16 protein-coding genes are annotated in these 18108 nt (G+C 69.7%); 13 read left to right on the forward strand and 3 right to left on the reverse strand.

Annotated features, from left to right (window positions below; translation table 11 throughout):
- Nucleotides 1-32 precede the first annotated feature (32 nt).
- The 12 genes from HRC28_RS13610 to HRC28_RS13665 all read left to right on the forward strand — a co-directional run bounded on the left by HRC28_RS13610 (nt 33) and on the right by HRC28_RS13665 (nt 13561).
- On the forward strand, nt 33-839 hold the full coding sequence (locus HRC28_RS13610; RefSeq protein ID WP_182376049.1) for a nucleotidyltransferase domain-containing protein: 807 nt from the start codon (nt 33-35) through the stop codon (nt 837-839).
- A 23-nt stretch (nt 840-862) separates the two neighbouring features.
- Nucleotides 863-1162, forward strand: coding sequence for a thiamine-binding protein (locus HRC28_RS13615; protein ID WP_182376050.1), 300 nt, complete (start codon nt 863-865; stop codon nt 1160-1162).
- Nucleotides 1159-1956 (forward strand): DUF3105 domain-containing protein, encoded by a 798-nt coding sequence (locus HRC28_RS25630; protein WP_182376051.1) that lies wholly within the window; start codon nt 1159-1161, stop codon nt 1954-1956. Before HRC28_RS13615 ends, HRC28_RS25630 begins: the two co-directional genes overlap by 4 nt.
- A gap of 18 nt (nt 1957-1974) precedes the next feature.
- Nucleotides 1975-5217, forward strand: a complete 3243-nt coding sequence (locus HRC28_RS13625) for an AAA family ATPase (RefSeq protein WP_182376052.1) — start codon at nt 1975-1977, stop codon at nt 5215-5217.
- Between the two features lie 86 nt (nt 5218-5303).
- A complete protein-coding gene (locus tag HRC28_RS13630; RefSeq protein WP_182376053.1) occupies nt 5304-5984 on the forward strand; it encodes a hypothetical protein in 681 nt (226 codons plus the stop codon).
- Complete coding sequence (locus HRC28_RS13635; protein WP_182376054.1) at nt 5981-7078, forward strand: class I SAM-dependent methyltransferase; 1098 nt, start codon at nt 5981-5983, stop codon at nt 7076-7078. The genes HRC28_RS13630 and HRC28_RS13635 overlap by 4 nt, the downstream gene beginning before the upstream one ends.
- Before the next feature lie 23 nt (nt 7079-7101).
- Nucleotides 7102-7530 carry an NUDIX hydrolase gene (locus tag HRC28_RS13640; protein WP_182376055.1) on the forward strand — a complete coding sequence of 143 codons (429 nt, stop codon included), beginning with the start codon at nt 7102-7104 and terminating at the stop codon, nt 7528-7530.
- Complete coding sequence (locus HRC28_RS13645) at nt 7527-8495, forward strand: SMP-30/gluconolactonase/LRE family protein (protein WP_182376056.1); 969 nt, start codon at nt 7527-7529, stop codon at nt 8493-8495. Before HRC28_RS13640 ends, HRC28_RS13645 begins: the two co-directional genes overlap by 4 nt.
- A gap of 9 nt (nt 8496-8504) precedes the next feature.
- On the forward strand, nt 8505-10415 hold the full coding sequence (dxs, locus tag HRC28_RS13650; RefSeq protein ID WP_182376057.1) for a 1-deoxy-D-xylulose-5-phosphate synthase: 1911 nt from the start codon (nt 8505-8507) through the stop codon (nt 10413-10415).
- Between the two features lie 34 nt (nt 10416-10449).
- On the forward strand, nt 10450-11700 hold the full coding sequence (locus HRC28_RS13655) for a hypothetical protein (RefSeq protein ID WP_182376058.1): 1251 nt from the start codon (nt 10450-10452) through the stop codon (nt 11698-11700).
- A gap of 29 nt (nt 11701-11729) precedes the next feature.
- A complete protein-coding gene (locus HRC28_RS13660) occupies nt 11730-12701 on the forward strand; it encodes a PAC2 family protein (RefSeq protein ID WP_182376059.1) in 972 nt (323 codons plus the stop codon).
- Nucleotides 12698-13561: an acyl-CoA thioesterase II gene (locus HRC28_RS13665; RefSeq protein ID WP_346010492.1), complete on the forward strand. Its 864-nt coding sequence runs from the start codon at nt 12698-12700 to the stop codon at nt 13559-13561. The genes HRC28_RS13660 and HRC28_RS13665 overlap by 4 nt, the downstream gene beginning before the upstream one ends.
- Here the strand turns inward: HRC28_RS13665 and HRC28_RS13670 are convergent, their stop codons facing one another.
- Nucleotides 13562-14407 (reverse strand): MaoC/PaaZ C-terminal domain-containing protein, encoded by an 846-nt coding sequence (locus tag HRC28_RS13670; RefSeq protein WP_182380642.1) that lies wholly within the window; start codon nt 14405-14407, stop codon nt 13562-13564.
- Nucleotide 14408: 1 nt separating this feature from the next.
- A complete protein-coding gene (locus HRC28_RS13675; protein WP_182376060.1) occupies nt 14409-15755 on the reverse strand; it encodes a 3-oxoacyl-ACP reductase in 1347 nt (448 codons plus the stop codon).
- A 165-nt stretch (nt 15756-15920) separates the two neighbouring features.
- Here HRC28_RS13675 and HRC28_RS13680 point away from each other — a divergent pair, with 165 nt between their 5' ends.
- A complete protein-coding gene (locus HRC28_RS13680; RefSeq protein ID WP_182376061.1) occupies nt 15921-17201 on the forward strand; it encodes an acetyl-CoA C-acetyltransferase in 1281 nt (426 codons plus the stop codon).
- 78 nt (nt 17202-17279) lie between these two features.
- Here HRC28_RS13680 and HRC28_RS13685 read toward each other — a convergent pair whose 3' ends face one another.
- Nucleotides 17280-17981 carry a TetR/AcrR family transcriptional regulator gene (locus HRC28_RS13685; protein ID WP_182376062.1) on the reverse strand — a complete coding sequence of 234 codons (702 nt, stop codon included), beginning with the start codon at nt 17979-17981 and terminating at the stop codon, nt 17280-17282.
- Nucleotides 17982-18108 lie beyond the last annotated feature (127 nt).

Below are 18108 nucleotides of genomic sequence, written 5' to 3' on the forward strand. Positions count from 1 at the left end.
GGCCACGCAGGGGAGCGCCGTAGCGTTCGCGGATGCGCTCCATCCCCACCGACTTCGATGCAACCGTGGTCGCCGACATCGACGCCCGCCTGGCGGCCGTCGCGGTGGAGCACGGTGTCCGCGTCCCGTGGGCGATCGAGAGCGGCAGTCGTGCCTGGGGATTCGCCTCGCCGGACAGTGACTACGACTGCCGGTTCTTCTATGTCCGGTCCCGCAAGGCGTACGCCGACCTGTGGCCGTCGCGTGACGTGATCGAGACGCCGCTCGAGGGGCTCCTGGACGTCAATGGCTGGGATCTGCGCAAAGCCGTTCGGCTGGCCGTCGCCGGCAACGCGACGGTTGGGGAGTGGCTGCGCTCGCCCTGGGTCTACACCGGCGACGAGCAATTCCGCGATGACCTGCTGGACCTGGTCGTCGCCGTGACCGATCCCGTCCGGGTGCGACGCCACCACCTGCACGTCGGCCGGGCGCAGTGGGCGCACGCGGACGAAGGTGCCGGAAGTGTCCGGCTGAAGCGGGTCTTCTACGCGATCCGGCCCGCGGTCACGCTGCACTGGCTCGACACGAACTCGGGCGTCCCGCCGATGAACCTCGACGAACTGCTCGCCGAGACGGATGTTCCTGATGACGTTCGTGCCGAGATCGCAGGCGTGCGTGATCTCAAGTCCCGTACGCGGGAACTGGGAAGTGCGCCTGCTCCGCGGGCCATCGCACAGTGGGCAGAGTCCACCTTCGCTGCGGTGGATGACGCGTTCCACGCGCCCGACGACGGGCTGAAGGACCGGGCAACGGACGGTTTCCTGGCGCTGGTCGACCGATGGGCGCCCGACGGTTCCTGACGGCCCTTGGCTAGCGTGGAGCCATGCTCGTCGCCTTCAGCATCAGCCCCACGACCGCCGATGACACCGGAAGTGTGTCGGAGGCCGTCGCTGCCGCGGTACGCGTGGTCCGGGAGTCCGGGCTGCCGAACGAGACCAACGCGATGTTCACGAACATCGAAGGGGAGTGGGACGAGGTGATGGCCGTGGTCAAGAAGGCCGTCGACGTCGTGGCTGCTGTTTCGCCGCGGGTCGGCCTCGTGCTCAAGGCGGACATCCGTCCCGGCTTCACCGGCGAGATGACGGCCAAGGTCGAGCGCGTCGAGAAGGCGCTCGAGCAGTGACCCAGCCGCCGCCGTACGGCCCGCCACCCACGGAACCGCCTAACTGGCAGCCGCCGACCCAGGCTGCGCCTCCGCAGGCTCCGCCGCCGTACGCACCGCCGGGATACGCGCCGCCGCCGAACTGGCCGCCGGCGCAGTACCAGCCCGCCTTCGGTTCGCCGGGCCTTCCGCCGCGCAAGAGCCGCGCGCTGCCCGTCGTGGTCGCGGTGCTCCTGGCGATCGTGGTGCTCTCGGTCGCCGTGCTCGTCCCGGTGCTGTTGACCCGTGGCGACGATGACGACGCCGTCGCCAGGGGGGACACGGACGGTTCGGGCGTGGACACCAGCAACCTCAGCGCGGTCCAGGAGTTCGAGGGGCTGACCAACCAGCACCTGGCGCTGGGGGAGTCGAAGGATTACCCGCAGTCGCCGTCGGTCGGTGGCGACCATGCACCGGTCTGGCTCGAGTGCGGTGTGTACGACGAACCGGTCCCCGAGGTCAACGTCGTGCACGACCTGGAGCACGGCACCACGTGGCTCACCTATCGCGAGGACCTCGTCGACGAGGACGGCGTGGACGAGCTCGCGGGGCTCCTGCCGTCCAACGGGATCATGTCGCCGTACCCGGACCAGGACGCGCCGGTGGTGATCACGGTCTGGGGACGTCAGCTCGAGCTCACTGGACCCGAGGATCCGCGGATCAAGCTCTTCATCACGAAGTTCGCGGCCGGTGACACCGCGCCCGAGCCGTTCGCCTCCTGCCACGGCGGGGTGGACCCCGACGACCTTGACAACATCGGTGGCACGGCCGCCTGATCTGAGTAGCCTGCTCCCATGGCGACCGCGGCGGAGCCGCTGCTCCTGGGCCGTGACGCCGTGTGTGAGCGCCTTTCGGAGAGGCTCGCCCGGGCTGCACGAGGCGCGGGTGGTCTGGTGTGGATCAGCGGCGAAGCGGGGATCGGCAAGACGACTCTCCTCAGCGAGGCGTGTCGGCTGGCTGAGGCACGCGGCTTCCGCGTCCTGCACGGTGCCGCGTGGGACGACCCCGGGACGCCGCCGCTCTGGCTGTGGGCGCAGGTCCTGCGGGACGCGGGGGACGGCGTCGAACCCGCTGCCCTGATGCAAACCTGGGGCCCGCGCTCCCAGGAGGCGTTGGCCCTGCTGCCGGGTGTCCGAGTGGACCGCGCCACGGATGCGAGCGCTCCGGGGACGAACCGCTTCGCCCTGTTCGACTCCGTCACGGGAGTGCTCGAGACGCTGTCCCGGGACCGCCCGTTGCTCCTGGTGCTGGACGACCTGCACTGGACCGATGCCGGGTCGCTGCGGCTGCTCCGGTTCGTCGAGCGATCGCTGGGCCGGTGGCCGGTGCTGGTGGCCGCGGCCTGGCGCGACCACGAATCACTGCTGGACGACACCGTGGCCGGCCTCGCCGACGAACTCGCGTCCCGAGCCGATCGCGTCCCGCTGCAGGGCCTGGACGCCGAGGCCGTCGGCCAGCTGGTGGCGGCCGAAACCGGCGGCGTGCTCAGCGACGCGGCCGCCCGCCTGCTGCACGAACGCACCGGGGGCAACCCGCTCTTCGTCGGCGAACTCGCCCGCCTGGCCGTGGACCGCGGCACCGACGTCATCGACTCGGCGGTGCCCGAATCGGCGACCGCGATCATCAGGCGCCGGCTCGGTCGGGTGTCCCAGGCCTGCCACGAACTGCTGGTGGCGGGAGCGGTCGCCGGTACCGCGAGCTCGGTCGAGACGGTCGCGCGGCTGACGGACCAATCGGCGGCCGCGGTGGCCGGGTTGCTCGACGAGGCGATTGCTGCCGGGCTGGCCCGCGATGTGCCCGGTCGCGTCGAGCTCCCGCACCCACTGATCCGTGCAGCCGTCGTCGCCTCGGTGCCGGCCAGTCGGGTGCGCGAGCTCCACCTCGCGGCCGCGACCCTGATCGCGCAACGGGTGGAGGTCGATCCCAGCGCTGCGGCCGAAGTCGCCCAGCACCTGCATCGCGCGATCCCGTTGTCCGATGCAGCCGCGGCGGTCGCCATGAGTCGTCGTGCAGCGGTGGCCGCGCTCGCCGTTCACGCCTACGAGGAGGCGGCCGAACACCTCACCGCAGCGCTCGAGGTCAGCGAGCCCGGCAGCGAGGTACGACGCCAGGTGCTCCTCGAACGCGGGGCGGCACGTCTCACCTTCGACAACCTTGAGTCCGCGCGCGCCGACTTCCTGCAGGCCGCGGCCCTGGCCCGCGTGCGGAGTGACGCCGACGGCATGGCGGAGGCCGCGCTCGGATTCGCAGCGGGCTTGTCAGGTTTCGAGGTCAGGCTCTGGGATCGCACGCAGATCGACCTGCTCGAGGAGGCGTTGACGCTGCTCGGTGACCAGGAGACGGTCGCCCGTGCTGACGTCATGGCGCGCCTGTCGGTGGCCATGTCGTTCGCCGACGACCCGGAGCGCCGGTCCGCGATGGCGGAGGACGCCGTCGTACTCGCTCGAAAGCTGGATGATCCGCGGGCGATCGCCCATGCGCTCGCGGCGCGCTGCGACACGATGGCGGGGCCGTCCCATTCCGAGCGACGTGCGGCCGACGCCGGCGAGGTGATCGCCTGCGCGCGCCGGGTCGGGGACCGTGGACTGGAGTTGCTGGGGCTCAGACTCCGAATCCTGGCGCTGTTGGAACAGGGCAACGTCGCCGCCGCTCGCGTCGACATGACGGCGTTCGAGGCTGCGGCGGCTGCCCTGCGCCAGCCTCTCTACAGCTGGTATGTCCCGTTGTTCCGTGGCTTCATCGCCCACCTCGACGGGGACATCGCGCTGCAGAGGCGGTGTGCGAACGAGGCCGAGGAGCTCGGCCGTCGGGCCGGAAGCCACAACGCCGTGATCCTGTCGGCCGTCCAGCGCAGCTGGACGGCCATCGAGGAGATGCAGACGGACGCGATCTTCGCGGAACTGAGTAGGCTCGTCGAGGACCTCGCGGAGACGGCACCGGACGGCATCCAGATGATGGCGCTGTTCCCCGGACAGTCGCGCGAGGCGAGAGCTGCAGCCCTGCCCGGGATCGAGGCGGCCGTCGCCGGACTCAGCGACGACGCGGAGCAGTTGTCGAACCTCTGCCTGGTCGCCATCGCGGCCTGGGACGCGCACGACCCGCCAACCGCGGCCGCCGTGCTGCACCGGGCCCTCGCGCCCTGGGCCGGACGCTTCGGCGTCGACGGCATCGCCGCTGGAGCGATCGGTCCGGTCGACCGCTTCCTCGGGATGCTGGCCATCCTGATGGGCGACCTGGCCGCTGCCGAGGAGCATCTCGTCCGGGCCCGGGACCTGTCCGCCGCGTCCGGGGCCGTGCTCTGCGGGATCCACACGCTGCGTCACCAGGCCGAGGTGTGCCTGCTACGGGCTGCTCCGGGTGACATGGACCGGGGCCGACAACTCCTCGCCGAGACCGAGGCCTCCTATCGGGCCCTGGGGCTGGACGCCCGGGCCGATGAGGCCGCGCGACGTTGTGCGGGTCAGGCTCCTGCGACTGCTGCCGCGCCACCGGCCGACGCGGAAGCCGGCTCCTTCCAGCGGGACGGGGACGTGTGGCGCGTCTCGTACGGGGGAGTGAGCGCGGTGGTCCGGCACGTGAAGGGTATGACCGATCTCGCGGTCCTGCTCGGCCGCCCCGGCGTCGAGGTACACGTGCTGGATCTCGCCGGCGCGCCCGGCGCGGGCATGGTCGAGGGGGACACCGGACCCGCACTCGACGAACAAGCCCGAGCCGCCTACAAGCAACGACTGGATGCCCTCGACGACGAACTCGACGACGCGGTGGTGGTGGGCGACGAGGAACGGCGCCGTCGTGCCGAGGAGGAGCGGTCCTTCCTGATGGCGGAGCTCAGCGCCGCCTTCGGGCTCGGCGGTCGAGCGCGCCGAACCGGTGCCACCGCGGAGCGGGCGCGCAGCGCCGTGACGTGGCGGATCCGCGACGCGATCCGGCGACTCGAGGCTGCCGAGCCGGGGATCGGAACGCACCTGCGGCACGCCGTGCAGACCGGCACCTTCTGCCGGTACGAACCCGAGCGGCCGGTCACCTGGCTCCTCTGACGACGAGGACAACTTCCGGTGTGAGGTGAAACCTCTCGCCTTCGGGGTGACAGCACTTTCCACCCCGAGACCCTCAGGAGTCCGTCATGAGCTTCATCCAGATCGAAGACCTGCACACCGACCACATTGCCGAGATCAGCGACCTCGGCGACCAGTGGCGCCGCGACACCGCCGGCCGCCGTACCCTCCTCGGCGATCGCGTGTACGTCGACCGCAACGACCCGACGCACTACGTCGCCATCAACGAGTTCGCCTCCTACGAGTCCGCGATGGTCAACTCGGCCCTGCCCGAGACCGACGCCATCGCCGCACGATTCGCCGCGCTGGTGACCGGGGACGTCGCCTACCTCGACCTCGACCTCGTCGCGGCGCACGACGCGCGGACCGAACTGGCCGACGTCTTCCGTCGCGACGTCGAGCGCTCCGCACTCACGTCGTCGGCGTACGCGGACGACGTGTTGTTCGAGGGCATGTTCCCGCAGGCGCTGGTCCGGGCCACCGGTCCGGAGGCCGTGACGGCGCTGCTCGTCGAGGACGCTCCTGGACGGACGATCGAGACCTGGGAGGTCCAGCCCACGCCGACCGGCTTCGTGCTCGAGTACTCCTGGCGCACGACCGGCGAGACGTCCTACTTCTCCGTGGGCGCGGTGCTCGCGACCGTCACTGACGGCCGGATCAGCCGGATCCTGTGCACCTGCGCCGGTTCGTGGGACCAGGCCACCGAGGCCGCCGTCATGGGCGCCGTCACCTCCGGGTCCGTGTCGTGACCGCCGTGGAGGCCAAGGCCGACCAGACCGAGGAACTGGCCGGCGCACTCGTCGAGCGACTCTTCGACCACACGATCGCCACGCTCGAGCTGTCGACGGTCTGGCTCGGGACCCGCCTCCGCCTCTACGACGCCCTGGCCACGCCGGGGACGGTCGCCGAGGTCGCGCTGCGCTCGGGTGTCCGGGAGCGCTACGTCCGCGAATGGCTCGAGCAGCAGGCCATCGCGGGCCTGGTCACGGTCGTGGAGGCCCACGCCGACCCGGGCATCCGGAGGTTCGGGCTCTCCGATGCCCAGCGACTCGTCCTCGCCGATGTCAGCAGCCCGTTCTCTGCCAGCGCACTCGCCCTGCTGGCCGGTGGCTTCGGTGCGGCGCTGCCGCAGGTGCTGGACGCCTGGCGCGCCGGCACGGGCGTTTCCTTCGGTGCGTACGGCGACGACGTGCGCGAAGGACAGGGGCTGTTCAACAAGGGGGACTACGACGAACGGCTCGTCCAGGACTGGCTCCCGGTCCTCCCCGAGGTGGATGCACTGCTCAGCCGCGAGGGCGCCTGCGCGCTCGACCTCGGTTGCGGTGTCGGGTGGTCGACCCTCGCGCTGGCCGGGGCGCGTCCCGGGCTGACCGCCGTCGGCGTCGACCTAGACGAGGCGTCGATCATGGACGCTCGCGCGAATGCGGTGGACGCAGGGCTCGGGGACCGGGCCCGGTTCGAGGTGGCCACCTCCGATACCGACCACGGCACGTCGGCGTACGACGTCGCCTTCTTCCTCGAGAGCCTGCACGACATGGGCCGCCCCATCGAGGCCTTGGCCGCCGTACGACGAGCGCTGCGACCCGGCGGATTGGTGGTCGTCATGGACGAGCGCGCGGAGGAGGCGTTCGCTCCCGACGGCTCGCCGCTCGAGCGGTTGCTCGCTGCCTGCAGCGTCCTGCACTGCCTGCCCGTGAGCCTGGCCGAGCCCGGTTCCACGGGAACGGGCGCGGTGTTCCGACCCTCGATCCTGCGGGCCTACGCGGAGGCTGCCGGGTATGCGGAGGTGCGGATGGCTCCGATCGAGCACGACTTCATGAGGTTCTACGTGCTGGTGCCCTGAGCCGACCGGATACGGTGACGCGCGTGCGTCAGTTTGCCTCGATCATCCTGGTCGATCCCCGTGGCTGGATCCTGCTGCAGGAGCGCGACGAGCATCCGGTGATCGACCCCGAACGCTGGGGGTTCGTGGGTGGCCACGTCGACGAGGGGGAAGACCCTGAGGCGGCCGCCTATCGCGAGCTCGAGGAGGAGACCGGACTGCGCATGGTCGTGCCCAACCTGCAGCTGTGGCGCGAGACCACGGTCTTCCACGAGGGCTACGGCACCCATGACACCGTCTGGGTCTACATCGGCCTGACCGCTGCGACCGATGCCGACATCACCGTCGGTGAGGGACGCCAGATCGTGTTCGTTGACCCTGCGCAGATCCCGAACCTGCCACTGGGCGCGGGGGCGGCGCAGATCCTCCCCGACTTCTTCAACTCGAACTTCTACCAGGAGCTGCTGCCATGACCGGTCCCGCGTTCACCGTCATTCCCGTCCCCGGCCCGGGAGCAGAGGACGTCGTCGTCGCGACGTCGGGCCCTGACGCGGGCAGCGTGTTCACTGGCACCGAGGACGGCGCGATCTTCCGGCTCTCCCCGGACGGTGCGCGGATCGACCGCATCGCCAACACGGGCGGACGCCCGCTCGGACTGGAGTGGTCGCCCGACGGGCGCCTCCTGGTCTGCGACGCCGCCCGCGGACTGCTGTGGGTCGACCCGGCGACCGGCGCGATCGACCCGATCACCGCTGACGTCGACGGCGTGCCGATGAAGTTCTGCAACAACGCCGCCATCGCCTCCGACGGCACCCTGTGGTGGTCCGACTCCTCCACGCAGTTCGGCATCCACCAGTGGAAGCACGACTTCGTCCGCAACACCCGCACCGGCCGACTGTTCCGGCGCGACCCCGACGGCACGATCACCACGGTCGTCACCGGTCTCGCCTTCGCCAACGGCGTCGCCCTCTCGACGGCCGAGGACTTCGTGTGCGTTGCCGAGACGGGCGCCCGCACCGTGGTCCGGTACTGGCTCAGCGGCCCCGACAAGGGCAAGCAGGACCTGCTCTGCACCGACCTGCCCGGCTACCCCGACAACATCGCGCGCGGCTCCGACGGGCTGATCTGGATCACGATCGCCAGCCCGGTCGATCCTCTCGTCGAGCGGGTTCAGCGCGGCCCGATGGGTTTGCGCAAGTTGGTCACCCTGCTGCCCGATGCCCTGCAACCCAAGCCCAAGCAGACCGTCCGGGTCGTTGCGTACGACGACCGCGGTCGCCTCGTGCACGACGTGGACCTCCGCCCGGGCGACCACGGGGCGTCGTACCACATGGTGACGGGGGTGCGGGAGCACGACGGAATGCTCTGGATGGGCAGCCTGCACGAGGCCGCGGTCGCGTGCTTCGACCTTTCCGCAATCACAACGACGACCGCCTAGACTCGACCCATGCCTGTCCTCGACAAGATCTCCGGTCCCCGCGACCTGCGGACCCTCTCCGAGGACGAGCTGACCCAGCTGGCCGCCGAGATCCGCGACGTCCTCATCCGGACGGTTGCGACCAACACGGGACACCTCGGCCCCAACCTCGGCGTCGTCGAGCTCACCCTGGCGATCCACCGTGTCTTCGACTCCCCGCGCGACAAGGTCGTCTTCGACACCGGTCACCAGTCCTACGTGCACAAGCTCGTCACCGGCCGTGCCGCGACGTTCGACACGCTGCGGCGCGAGGGTGGCCTCAGCGGCTACCCGAGCAAGGACGAGTCCGAGCACGACCTCGTCGAGAACTCCCACGCATCGACTGCCCTGAGCTACGCCGACGGCCTGGCCAAGGCCTACGCCATCCGTGGCGAGGACCGCCACGTCGTTGCCGTGATCGGTGACGGCGCGCTCACCGGCGGCATGGCGTGGGAAGCACTCAACAACATCGCCATCCAGCACCGCAGCAAGCTCGTGATCGTCGTCAACGACAACGGCCGTTCCTACACGCCGACCATCGGTGGCCTGGCGACCGCCCTGACCAGCCTGCGCACGAACCCGCGCTACGAGCAGGTCCTCGACGTCGCCAAGCGCCGCCTCACCGCGCTGCCTGGCGTCGGCCCGGCGGCGTACGACGCCCTGCACGCGGTGAAGAAGGGCCTCAAGGACGCGCTCGCACCTCAGGGCCTGTTCGAGGACCTCGGCCTGAAGTACGTCGGCCCGGTCGACGGTCACGACCGCGGAGCCATGGAGCAGGCGCTGAGCCAGGCGAAGCGCTTCGGCGGTCCGGTCATCGTGCACGCCATCACCCGCAAGGGTTTCGGCTACGACCCCGCGGAACGGCACGAAGCCGACCAGTTCCACGCGCCCGGGCCGTTCGACGTCCAGACCGGCATCGAGAAGCCGAAGGGCCGGATCTGGACCGACCACTTCGCCGACCACATCGTCGGCATCGGCGAGCGCCGCCCGGACATCGTTGCCATCACGGCTGCGATGACGCACCCGGTCGGGCTCGACCAGTTCCAGACCCGCTTCCCGGACCGGTTCTTCGACGTCGGCATCGCCGAGCAGCACGCCGCGACCTCGGCCGCCGGGCTCGCCATGGGCGGCCTGCACCCGGTCTTCGCGGTCTACGCGACCTTCCTCAACCGCGCCTTCGACCAGGTCCTGATGGACGTTGCGCTGCACAAGTGCGGCGTCACGTTCGTGCTCGACCGCTCCGGTGTGACCGGCGACGATGGTGCGAGCCACAACGGTATGTGGGACATGTCGATCCTGCAGGTCGTTCCCGGGCTGCGACTGGCGGCGCCCCGCGACATCACCCGGATGCGCGAGTTGCTGGACGAGGCCGTCGAGGTTGCCGACGCGCCCACGGTCGTGCGCTTCCCGAAGGGCCCGCCGCCCGACGACATCCCTGCCATCGGCAAGGCCGGTGAGGGCGATGTCCTGGTGCGCGAAGGTGCCCGCGACGTCCTGATCGTCTCGGTCGGCTCGATGGCCACGATCGCCGTTGACGTCGCGGCCCGCCTGGTGGCGCAGGGCATCGGTGTCACCGTCGTCGACCCGCGCTGGGTCAAGCCGGTCGACCCGGCCCTGATCGACCTGGCACGCAAGCACCGCCGGGTCGTCACCATCGAGGACAACGGCCGGATCGGCGGCGTCGGCTCGGTGCTGCTGCAGACACTCAACGACGCGGGCGTGCGGACGCCGGTGCGTCTGCACGGCATCCCGCAGGACTTCCTCACCCACGCGAAGCGTGCCGCGATCCTCGAGCGGATCGGCCTGACCGCGTCCACGATCGCGCTCGACGTGCTCCACGACATCACTGCCGAGCCAGTAGCGGAAGGCCGGACGCTGCTCGATGTGGACGGGAAGCGCTGACCCCGACCGCAGTCCGTCGCACCGAGGGGGTTCGGTGCGCGGTGCCCTGCGGTCGGTGCTGTTCCTGACCTGTGGTGGCCTGCTGTCGCTCACTGCCTGCTCGGAGGACCTGCCCCCGCCGACGTACTCCGGTGACCCCTTCATCAACGTCGGGGAGCTCATGCAGACCACGGTCAACGCGCGCGCCGTGGCGCTGCAGAAGCACGACATCACCCGCTTCCGGCTCACCCTCGACCACGCCGACACGGGCCTGATCGGCGACCAGCAGGTCTACTACGACAACCTCGCGCAGTTGCCGATCGAGGTGCTGCGTTACCGCGTGCTGACCGACACGATCACCCTGGTCGAGGGCTCCGACGACTACTGGGCCGAGGTCGTTCTTGCCCTGAAGCTGAACGGGTACGACGCCGCGCCCGTGCGCTCCCGCGACCGGTTCCTGTTCACCCCGTCCGAGGACGGCCGGCACATGCTGATCTCCTCCACCACCGACTACGAGTGGGAAGCAGACCACCCGGGCAACGTCCAGCCCTGGGACCTGGGTGAGGTCCAGGTCGAGGAGCGTTCCGGCGTACTGGGCGTGTTCGACGACTACACGGAGGACTCGGCCGACGACGTGCTCGACGCCATGAGCGGCGGACGCGATGACGTGCGGGCTGTCATCGGCGACGACAACGGGAAACCTGTCGACGGTGTCGTCGTCTATTCGCTCCAGGACCCGACCTTCCTGCGCGGGTTGGCGAACCAGACCGTCGGTGACCCGGACCGTGCCGATGGCCTGACCATCGCGGTACCGGTGGATGCCGGGACCCCGTCGAAGGGGGCGGCGTCCTTCCGGATGTTCCTCAACCCGCGGGTGCTGGACCAGGCGCCCGTGGTCCTCGGGCGGCTCGTGCGGCACGAACTCACCCATGCCCTGCTCGGGGCCCGCGGACGCGGTGCGCCGCTGTGGCTCAACGAGGGCCTGGCCGAATACGTCTCCGTCCGGCCGATGCCGCCGGCCAAGCGCCGACTGCCGGCGAGCGCCCTGTCCGTCGGGGCCACCGCGCTCGACCTTCCGGGTGAAGCCGAGTTCGCCGGGCCCGACGCCGAGGGGTGGTACGCCGTCTCGTGGTGGGTTTGCGAGTACATCGCCAGCGCCTACGGCGAGGACCTGTTGTTGCTCCTTCTCGACCGACTCGAGGGCGGCGCGGACCAGGCCGAGGCACTCCAGGCTGTGTTGGGTATCACGTCCAGCCAGCTCGCCCAGCGTGGTGTGGCGTTGATGACCACCACCTACGACCGCTGACGCTGATTCCCCGCCACTAGGCTGGGCTCGTGACCTCTCCTGCGCAGCCCACCGGCCCGTCTCCGCGCGTGGTGCACATCGTGGACGAGGTGCCCGAGCTCGAGGGCGTGAGCGGGCTACCGCTGCTCGTGGCGCTCGAGGGATTCCTCGACGCCGGCAGTGCTGGCGCCTTGGCCTGCCGCCACCTCGTCCGGACCGGCGCTTCGTCACCGGAGGGTGGGGGAGTCGTGGTCGCGACGTTCGACGTCGACCAATTGCACGACTACCGCGCCCGCCGGCCCCCGATGACCTTCGCCCGCGATCACTACGAGGGCTACGACGCCCCCCGCCTGGTGGTGCGCCTGCTGCACGACACCGGCGGGTCGCCGTACCTCCTCCTGCACGGTTCGGAGCCGGACATCCGCTGGGAGGCGTTCTGCCGCGCGGTGCTGGAGGTCGTCGAGCGGTTCGAGGTCGCGCTCGTGGTGTCGATCGGCTCGGTCCCGATGGCGGTGCCGCACACGCGACCGATCGCGATCACCCACCACGCGAACAACCCGGACCTGCTCAAGGGCACCAGTCCCTGGCGCGGTGAGCTGCGCGTTCCGAGCAGTGCCCAGGCGTTGCTGGAGGTCCGCCTCGGCGAGTGGAGCCATGACGGGCAGGGATTCGTGGCGCACGTGCCGCACTACCTTGCCCAGCTGGAATACCCGCCTGCATCGATCGCGCTGCTCGAGCAGGTCGAGCTGGCGGCACGGCTCACCATCGACCTCACCGCGCTGCGCGAACTCGCCGACGAGCGCGAGGGCGAGATCGGTCGCTACCTCTCCGCCAACGCGGAGGTGGCCGACGTCGTCTCTGCCCTGGAGCAGCAGTACGACACCTTCGCCCGCGCTGAGGACGAGGGCAACAGCCTGCTCGCCAGCGATCAGCCACTACCGACCGGCGAGGAGATCGGCCAGCAGTTCGAACAGTTCCTGGCCGGACTCGAAGGTCCCGATGAGACCGGAGGACAGGCGTGACCGAGCGCACCATGGGTGAGGCGACCCGCAAGCTGGTGGCCCTTCTCGACCTCGAACAGCTCGACACCGACCTGTTCCGCGGCACCCAGCCCGAGACGATCCGTCAGCGCGTGTACGGCGGCCAGGTGGCCGCGCAAGCGTTGATCGCCGCCTCCCGCACGGTGCCCGAGGGCTTCCAGGTGCACTCGCTGCACTCGTACTTCCTGCTGGCCGGCGACTACAACGTCCCGATCATCTACGACGTCGAGCGGATCAGGGACGGCAAGTCGTTCGCCACTCGTCGCGTCCTCGCGCGCCAGCACGGCCGGCCGATCTACTACCAGTCGCTGAGCTTCCAGAAGTCGGAGGAGGGCCTGGAGCACCAGGACGTCATGCCGGAGGTCAAGCCCCCGGAGGACGGCCTGGACATGATCCAATTGATCGTCGACCGCGGACACGACGACGGCCTGAGCACCGAATGGGCTGCTCTGGACGTGCGTTGGCTCGGCAACTCGGCGTACGGCCTGGAACCCGACCCGATGCACCCGTCGCGGACCCAGGTGTGGATCCGGGTCGACGGCCGGCTGAGCGACGACCCCATGGAGCACCTGGCGACGTTCACCTACGCCAGTGACGTTTCGCTGCTCGGTGCCACCCTGTCTGCGCATCCCGACAACGGGCCGGACAAGGTGCAGATGGCCTCACTGGACCACACGATCTGGTTCCACCGACCGTTCCGGGCCGACGAGTGGTGGCTCTACGACCAGCAGTCCCCGTCGGCCAGCGGCGGACGAGGGCTCGCCCTGGGCAGGATCTTCACCCAGGACGGAACCCTCGTCGCCACGGTTGCGCAAGAGGGGCTCATTCGCCCCCAGAAGTGACTACAGCGCCGTCGTGCGCCCGAGCAGGTGCGGTGCACCGGTCTTCGGGTTCACCAGCGTGAAGTCGTAGCCGGACGCGTTGCGCTCGGCACCGAACTGCACCTTCCCCGGGAGGAAGATCGGCTTCTTGAACGCCACCGACACCTTGACCGCGTCGGGCAACCGGTTCTCGAGGGCCGCGATGCAGCGGGCCTTGCTCCACATGCCGTGGGCGATGTGCCGGGGGAACCCCAGCGCCTTCGCGGTCAGCGGGTAGAGGTGGATCGGGTTCCGGTCACCGGAGACGGCGCCGTAGACGCGGCCCTGGTTGTCCGGAACGCTCCACACGGGGCCCTTGGCGTCCACCGCGGCGAACTCCGTGCCGGGGTCGCCGTTCTCCTTGTCGCCCTTGCCGATGCGCAGGTACGTCGACGTGGACTCCCACACGACCTCGTCGCCGACGACGCCGGTGACGTTCATGTCCCACGCGCGGCCCTTGGTGCTGTTCCGCAGGTTGGCGGCAACGAGGGACAGGGACACGGTCTCGCCGATCGCGACCGGTCGGTGCTGGGTGATGGAGTTCTCCAGATGCACCGAGCCGATGGCCGGGAACGGGAACTTCACGTCGGTCATCAGCTGCATGTGCAGCGGGAAGGCCAGCATGTGCAGGTACGGGACCGGCGCGACGTCGCGCTCCGGGAACCCGCACACCGCGGCGTACCGGTTGACCGCCGAACGCTCGACGACGACGTCGTTGCGTTCGAGGGTCAGGTCCGGCAGCGTCGTGCTGGTCTTCTTGACACCCGGCAGTTGGTTCACGCCGGGCACTGCAGGCAGGGCCGCCTTGAGCATCACGGGCAGAGCCATCTCAGGCACCCAGCATCATCTGGCCGCAGACCCGGACCACGTTGCCGTTGACGGCAGACGAGGCGGGGTTGGCGTACCAGGCGATCGTCTCGGCGACGTCGACCGGAAGACCACCCTGCGACATGGCGTTCAGGCGCTGGCCGACCTCGCGGGTGGCGAACGGAACGGCAGCGGTCATGGCCGTGATGATGAAGCCCGGCGCGACGGCGTTGATGGTGATGCCGTCCTTGAGCTCATCGGCGAGGCTGTCGACGAAACCGATGACGCCGGCCTTGGAGGCGGCGTAGTTGGTCTGGCCCACGTTGCCCGCGATGCCGGCGATCGACGCGACACCGATGACCGAGCCACCCTTGTTGATGACCTTCTGGTCGAGCAGCTCACGGGTGATCAGCTCGGGCGCGGTCAGGTTGACGCCGATGACCGAGGTCCAGCGGTCGCCCTTGTCGTTGGGCGCCATGTTCGCGAGCTTGCGGTCGCGGGTGATGCCGGCGTTGTGGACGACGACGTCGACGCCGCCGTGCTTCTCCTTGAGGTGGTGCGCGATCCGCTGCGGCGCGTCCTTGGCCGTGATGTCGATGGTCAGCCAGTCGCCGTCCAGTTCGGTCATCAGGCTCTGCAGTTCGCTGGCGGCCTGCGGCACGTCGACACCGACGATGGTGGCGCCGTCACGGTGCAGCACGCGGGCGATCGACTCGCCGATGCCGCGGCTCGCGCCGGTGACGAGGGCGATCTTGCCGGCCAGCGGCTTGGTCCAGTCCTCGACGCTCGTGGTGGTGGCCTTGCCGTGCGCACCGACCCGGACGACCTGGGCGGAGACATAGGCCGACTTGGGGGAGAGGAAGAACGCGAGGCTGCTGGTGATCGCGGCCTCCTGGCCGTCGGCCACGTAGACCAGCTGGACCGTGCCGCCGCGGCCGATCTCCTTGCCGAGCGAACGGGTGAAGCCCTCGAGCGCACGCTGGGCGACGCGCTCGCTGCCCTTGGTCTGCTCCGGCGGCGTACCGATCACGACCACGCGCGCGCAGGACTCGAGGCTGCGCAGCAGCGGGGTGAAGAAGTCGCGGAGGGCAACCAGGTCGGCGGCGGTCTTGAGGCCGGTGGCGTCGAAGACGAGGCCCTTGAGCTTCTCGCCGTCGACGGGGGTGGTGGTGGACGCGATGCCGAGCAGGTCGAGCAGGCCCGGGAGCGACTCGGCCAGCCGGCCGGTGCCACCCACGAGGACGGTGCCCTGGACGAGCGGGTCACCGTCGGAGTAGCGGTCGAGCTCGGTCGGGTTGGGAAGACCGAGGTTCTTCACGAGCAGCTTGCCGATCGGGGAGGTCACGAAGCCCTGGTACTTGTCACTCATGGTGCGTCCGCCTGCTTTCTGCAAGGGTGGAAGTGCGGGAAGGTTGGTCCACGGGCCGAGCCCGCTCGGAGCATATGTAACTAGATGTGTAACTCTGAGTCCACATTTCGTGATCTGCCCCTCAAATCGTTCTCTTGGGGGCCTCTGCGCGTGAGGATAGGAAACATGGCCAACACAGTTCGTCGGGCTGCCGTCATCGGCGGTAACCGCATTCCCTTCGCTCGGTCCAACGGCGCTTACGCCACCGCTTCCAATCAGGAGATGCTGACCGCCGCGCTCGACGGCCTCGTCGCCCGGTTCGGGCTCGAGGGCGAGCGTATCGGTGAAGTGGCCGGTGGTGCCGTGCTCAAGCACAGCCGCGACTTCAACCTCGTGCGCGAGTCGGTGCTCAGCACCCGCCTCGCCCCCGAGACCGCTGCCATCGACCTCCAGCAGGCGTGTGGCACCGGGCTCCAGGCGATCAACTACATCGCCAACAAGATCAAGCTCGGTCAGATCGACTCGGGCATCGGCGGCGGCGTGGACACCACGTCCGACGCGCCGATCGCGATCTCCGAGAAGCTCCGCAAGAAGCTGATCCAGCTCAACAACGCGCGCACCACCAAGGACCGCCTCGCGATCCTCGCGACCATCCGTCCCGGCGACGTGGGTCTCGCGATCCCGTCGAACGGCGAGCCGCGCACCAAGCTCTCCATGGGCGACCACCAGGCACTGACCGCTCTCGAGTGGCAGATCACCCGTGAGGACCAGGACGTCCTGGCCGTCACGTCGCACCACAACCTCGCGGCGTCGTACGACGAGGGCTGGCAGGACGACCTGATCACCCCGTTCCGTGGTCTGGAGCGCGACAACAACCTGCGCGGCGACTCCAAGCTGGAGAAGCTCGCGACCCTCAAGCCGGTGTTCGGCAAGGGCGAGGCCGCGACCATGACGGCCGCCAACTCGACCCCGCTGACCGACGGCGCCTCTGCGGTGCTGCTCGGTTCGGACGAGTGGGCCAAGGAGCACGGCCTCGAAGTGCTCGCGTACTTCGTCGACTCCGAGGTCGCTGCCGTTGACTTCGTGAACGGTGCCGAGGGCCTGCTGATGGCTCCGGCGTACGCCGTCCCGCGGATGCTCGAGCGCAACGGCCTGTCCCTGCAGGACTTCGACTTCTACGAGATCCACGAGGCGTTCGCTTCGCAGGTCCTCTCGACGCTCGCTGCCTGGGAGAGCCCGGTGTTCTGCAAGGAGCGCCTCGGCCTCGACGCGCCGCTGGGCTCGATCGACCGCAGCAAGCTCAACGTCAAGGGCTCCTCGCTGGCGGCCGGTCACCCGTTCTCCGCCACCGGCGGTCGGATCGTGGCCAACACCGCCAAGCTGCTCAAGGCCAACGGAGGCGGCCGCGCGCTGATCTCCGTCTGTGCTGCCGGCGGCCAGGGCGTCGTCGCGATCATGGAGCGCTGAGCACCTCACTTCATCGCACAACTGCCCGCCACGGATCATCCGTGGCGGGCAGTTGCGTTGTCTGCGGCGGCTGGCTGCTCAGGCAGTTGCGCGGTTGGGGGACACCAGGGCGAGCGCCGAGGTGACCATGTAGGAGCGGACCTGTTCGGCGGTCACCCGGTTGACCGCCGGGATGCCGGGCGCGACCTCGCTCACCAGGATGCCGAGTCGTGCCAGGTGCAGGGCGCCGAGACCGCTGGCGTACAGCGTGTTGGCCAGCAGGACCGGGTCCTCGGTCAGGGTGAAGGCACCTGCTTCGGCCCCGTCGCGGAGTTCGTCGGAGAAGATGGTCAGGCAGGAGGTCATCCCGCGACCGAGACGCAGGAGCGCACTCTCGGACAGGTCGTCGAACAGTTCGCCCGCCGGACGGGTCATCAGGGACTGGGCGCAGTCGACGAAGGCCGGATGGGTGACCCCGAAGTCCACGAAGGCGCCGACGATGGCGGCCAGGCGGCCGGAGTGGGTCGTCTGGGGAGTCGCCGCCGCGACCATGGCCGCCTTCAACTCGTCGAGGTAGCCGACGAGGGTCAGCGAGAACAGTTCTTCCTTGCCCGTGAAGTGGCGGTAGACGATCGCGCGGTTGATGCCGACGGCGCTGGCGATCTCCTCGATCTGCGCATCGCGGACGCCCTTGGAGTCGAAGAGCTCGCGGGTCGCTGCGATGATCTGTGCTTCGCGTTCGCGCCGGCGCGCGGCAGCGGCCTTGCGTCGACCGTCGCTCGCGGGTGCCTGGCTTGCCATGGCCTGAGTGTACGGCGTGTGCAACTCGGTGTTGCAACATGTGTGACCGGACCGTCTCGATGGTGTCGGCCCCGTCGGCTGCCCACAAGGGCTGATTTCTGCAGCCGGTGACTTGTACGCTCCGCGC

Origin of the sequence: Nocardioides sp. WS12 (assembly GCF_014108865.1) — a bacterium.
Classification (GTDB): Bacteria; Actinomycetota; Actinomycetes; order Propionibacteriales; family Nocardioidaceae; genus Nocardioides.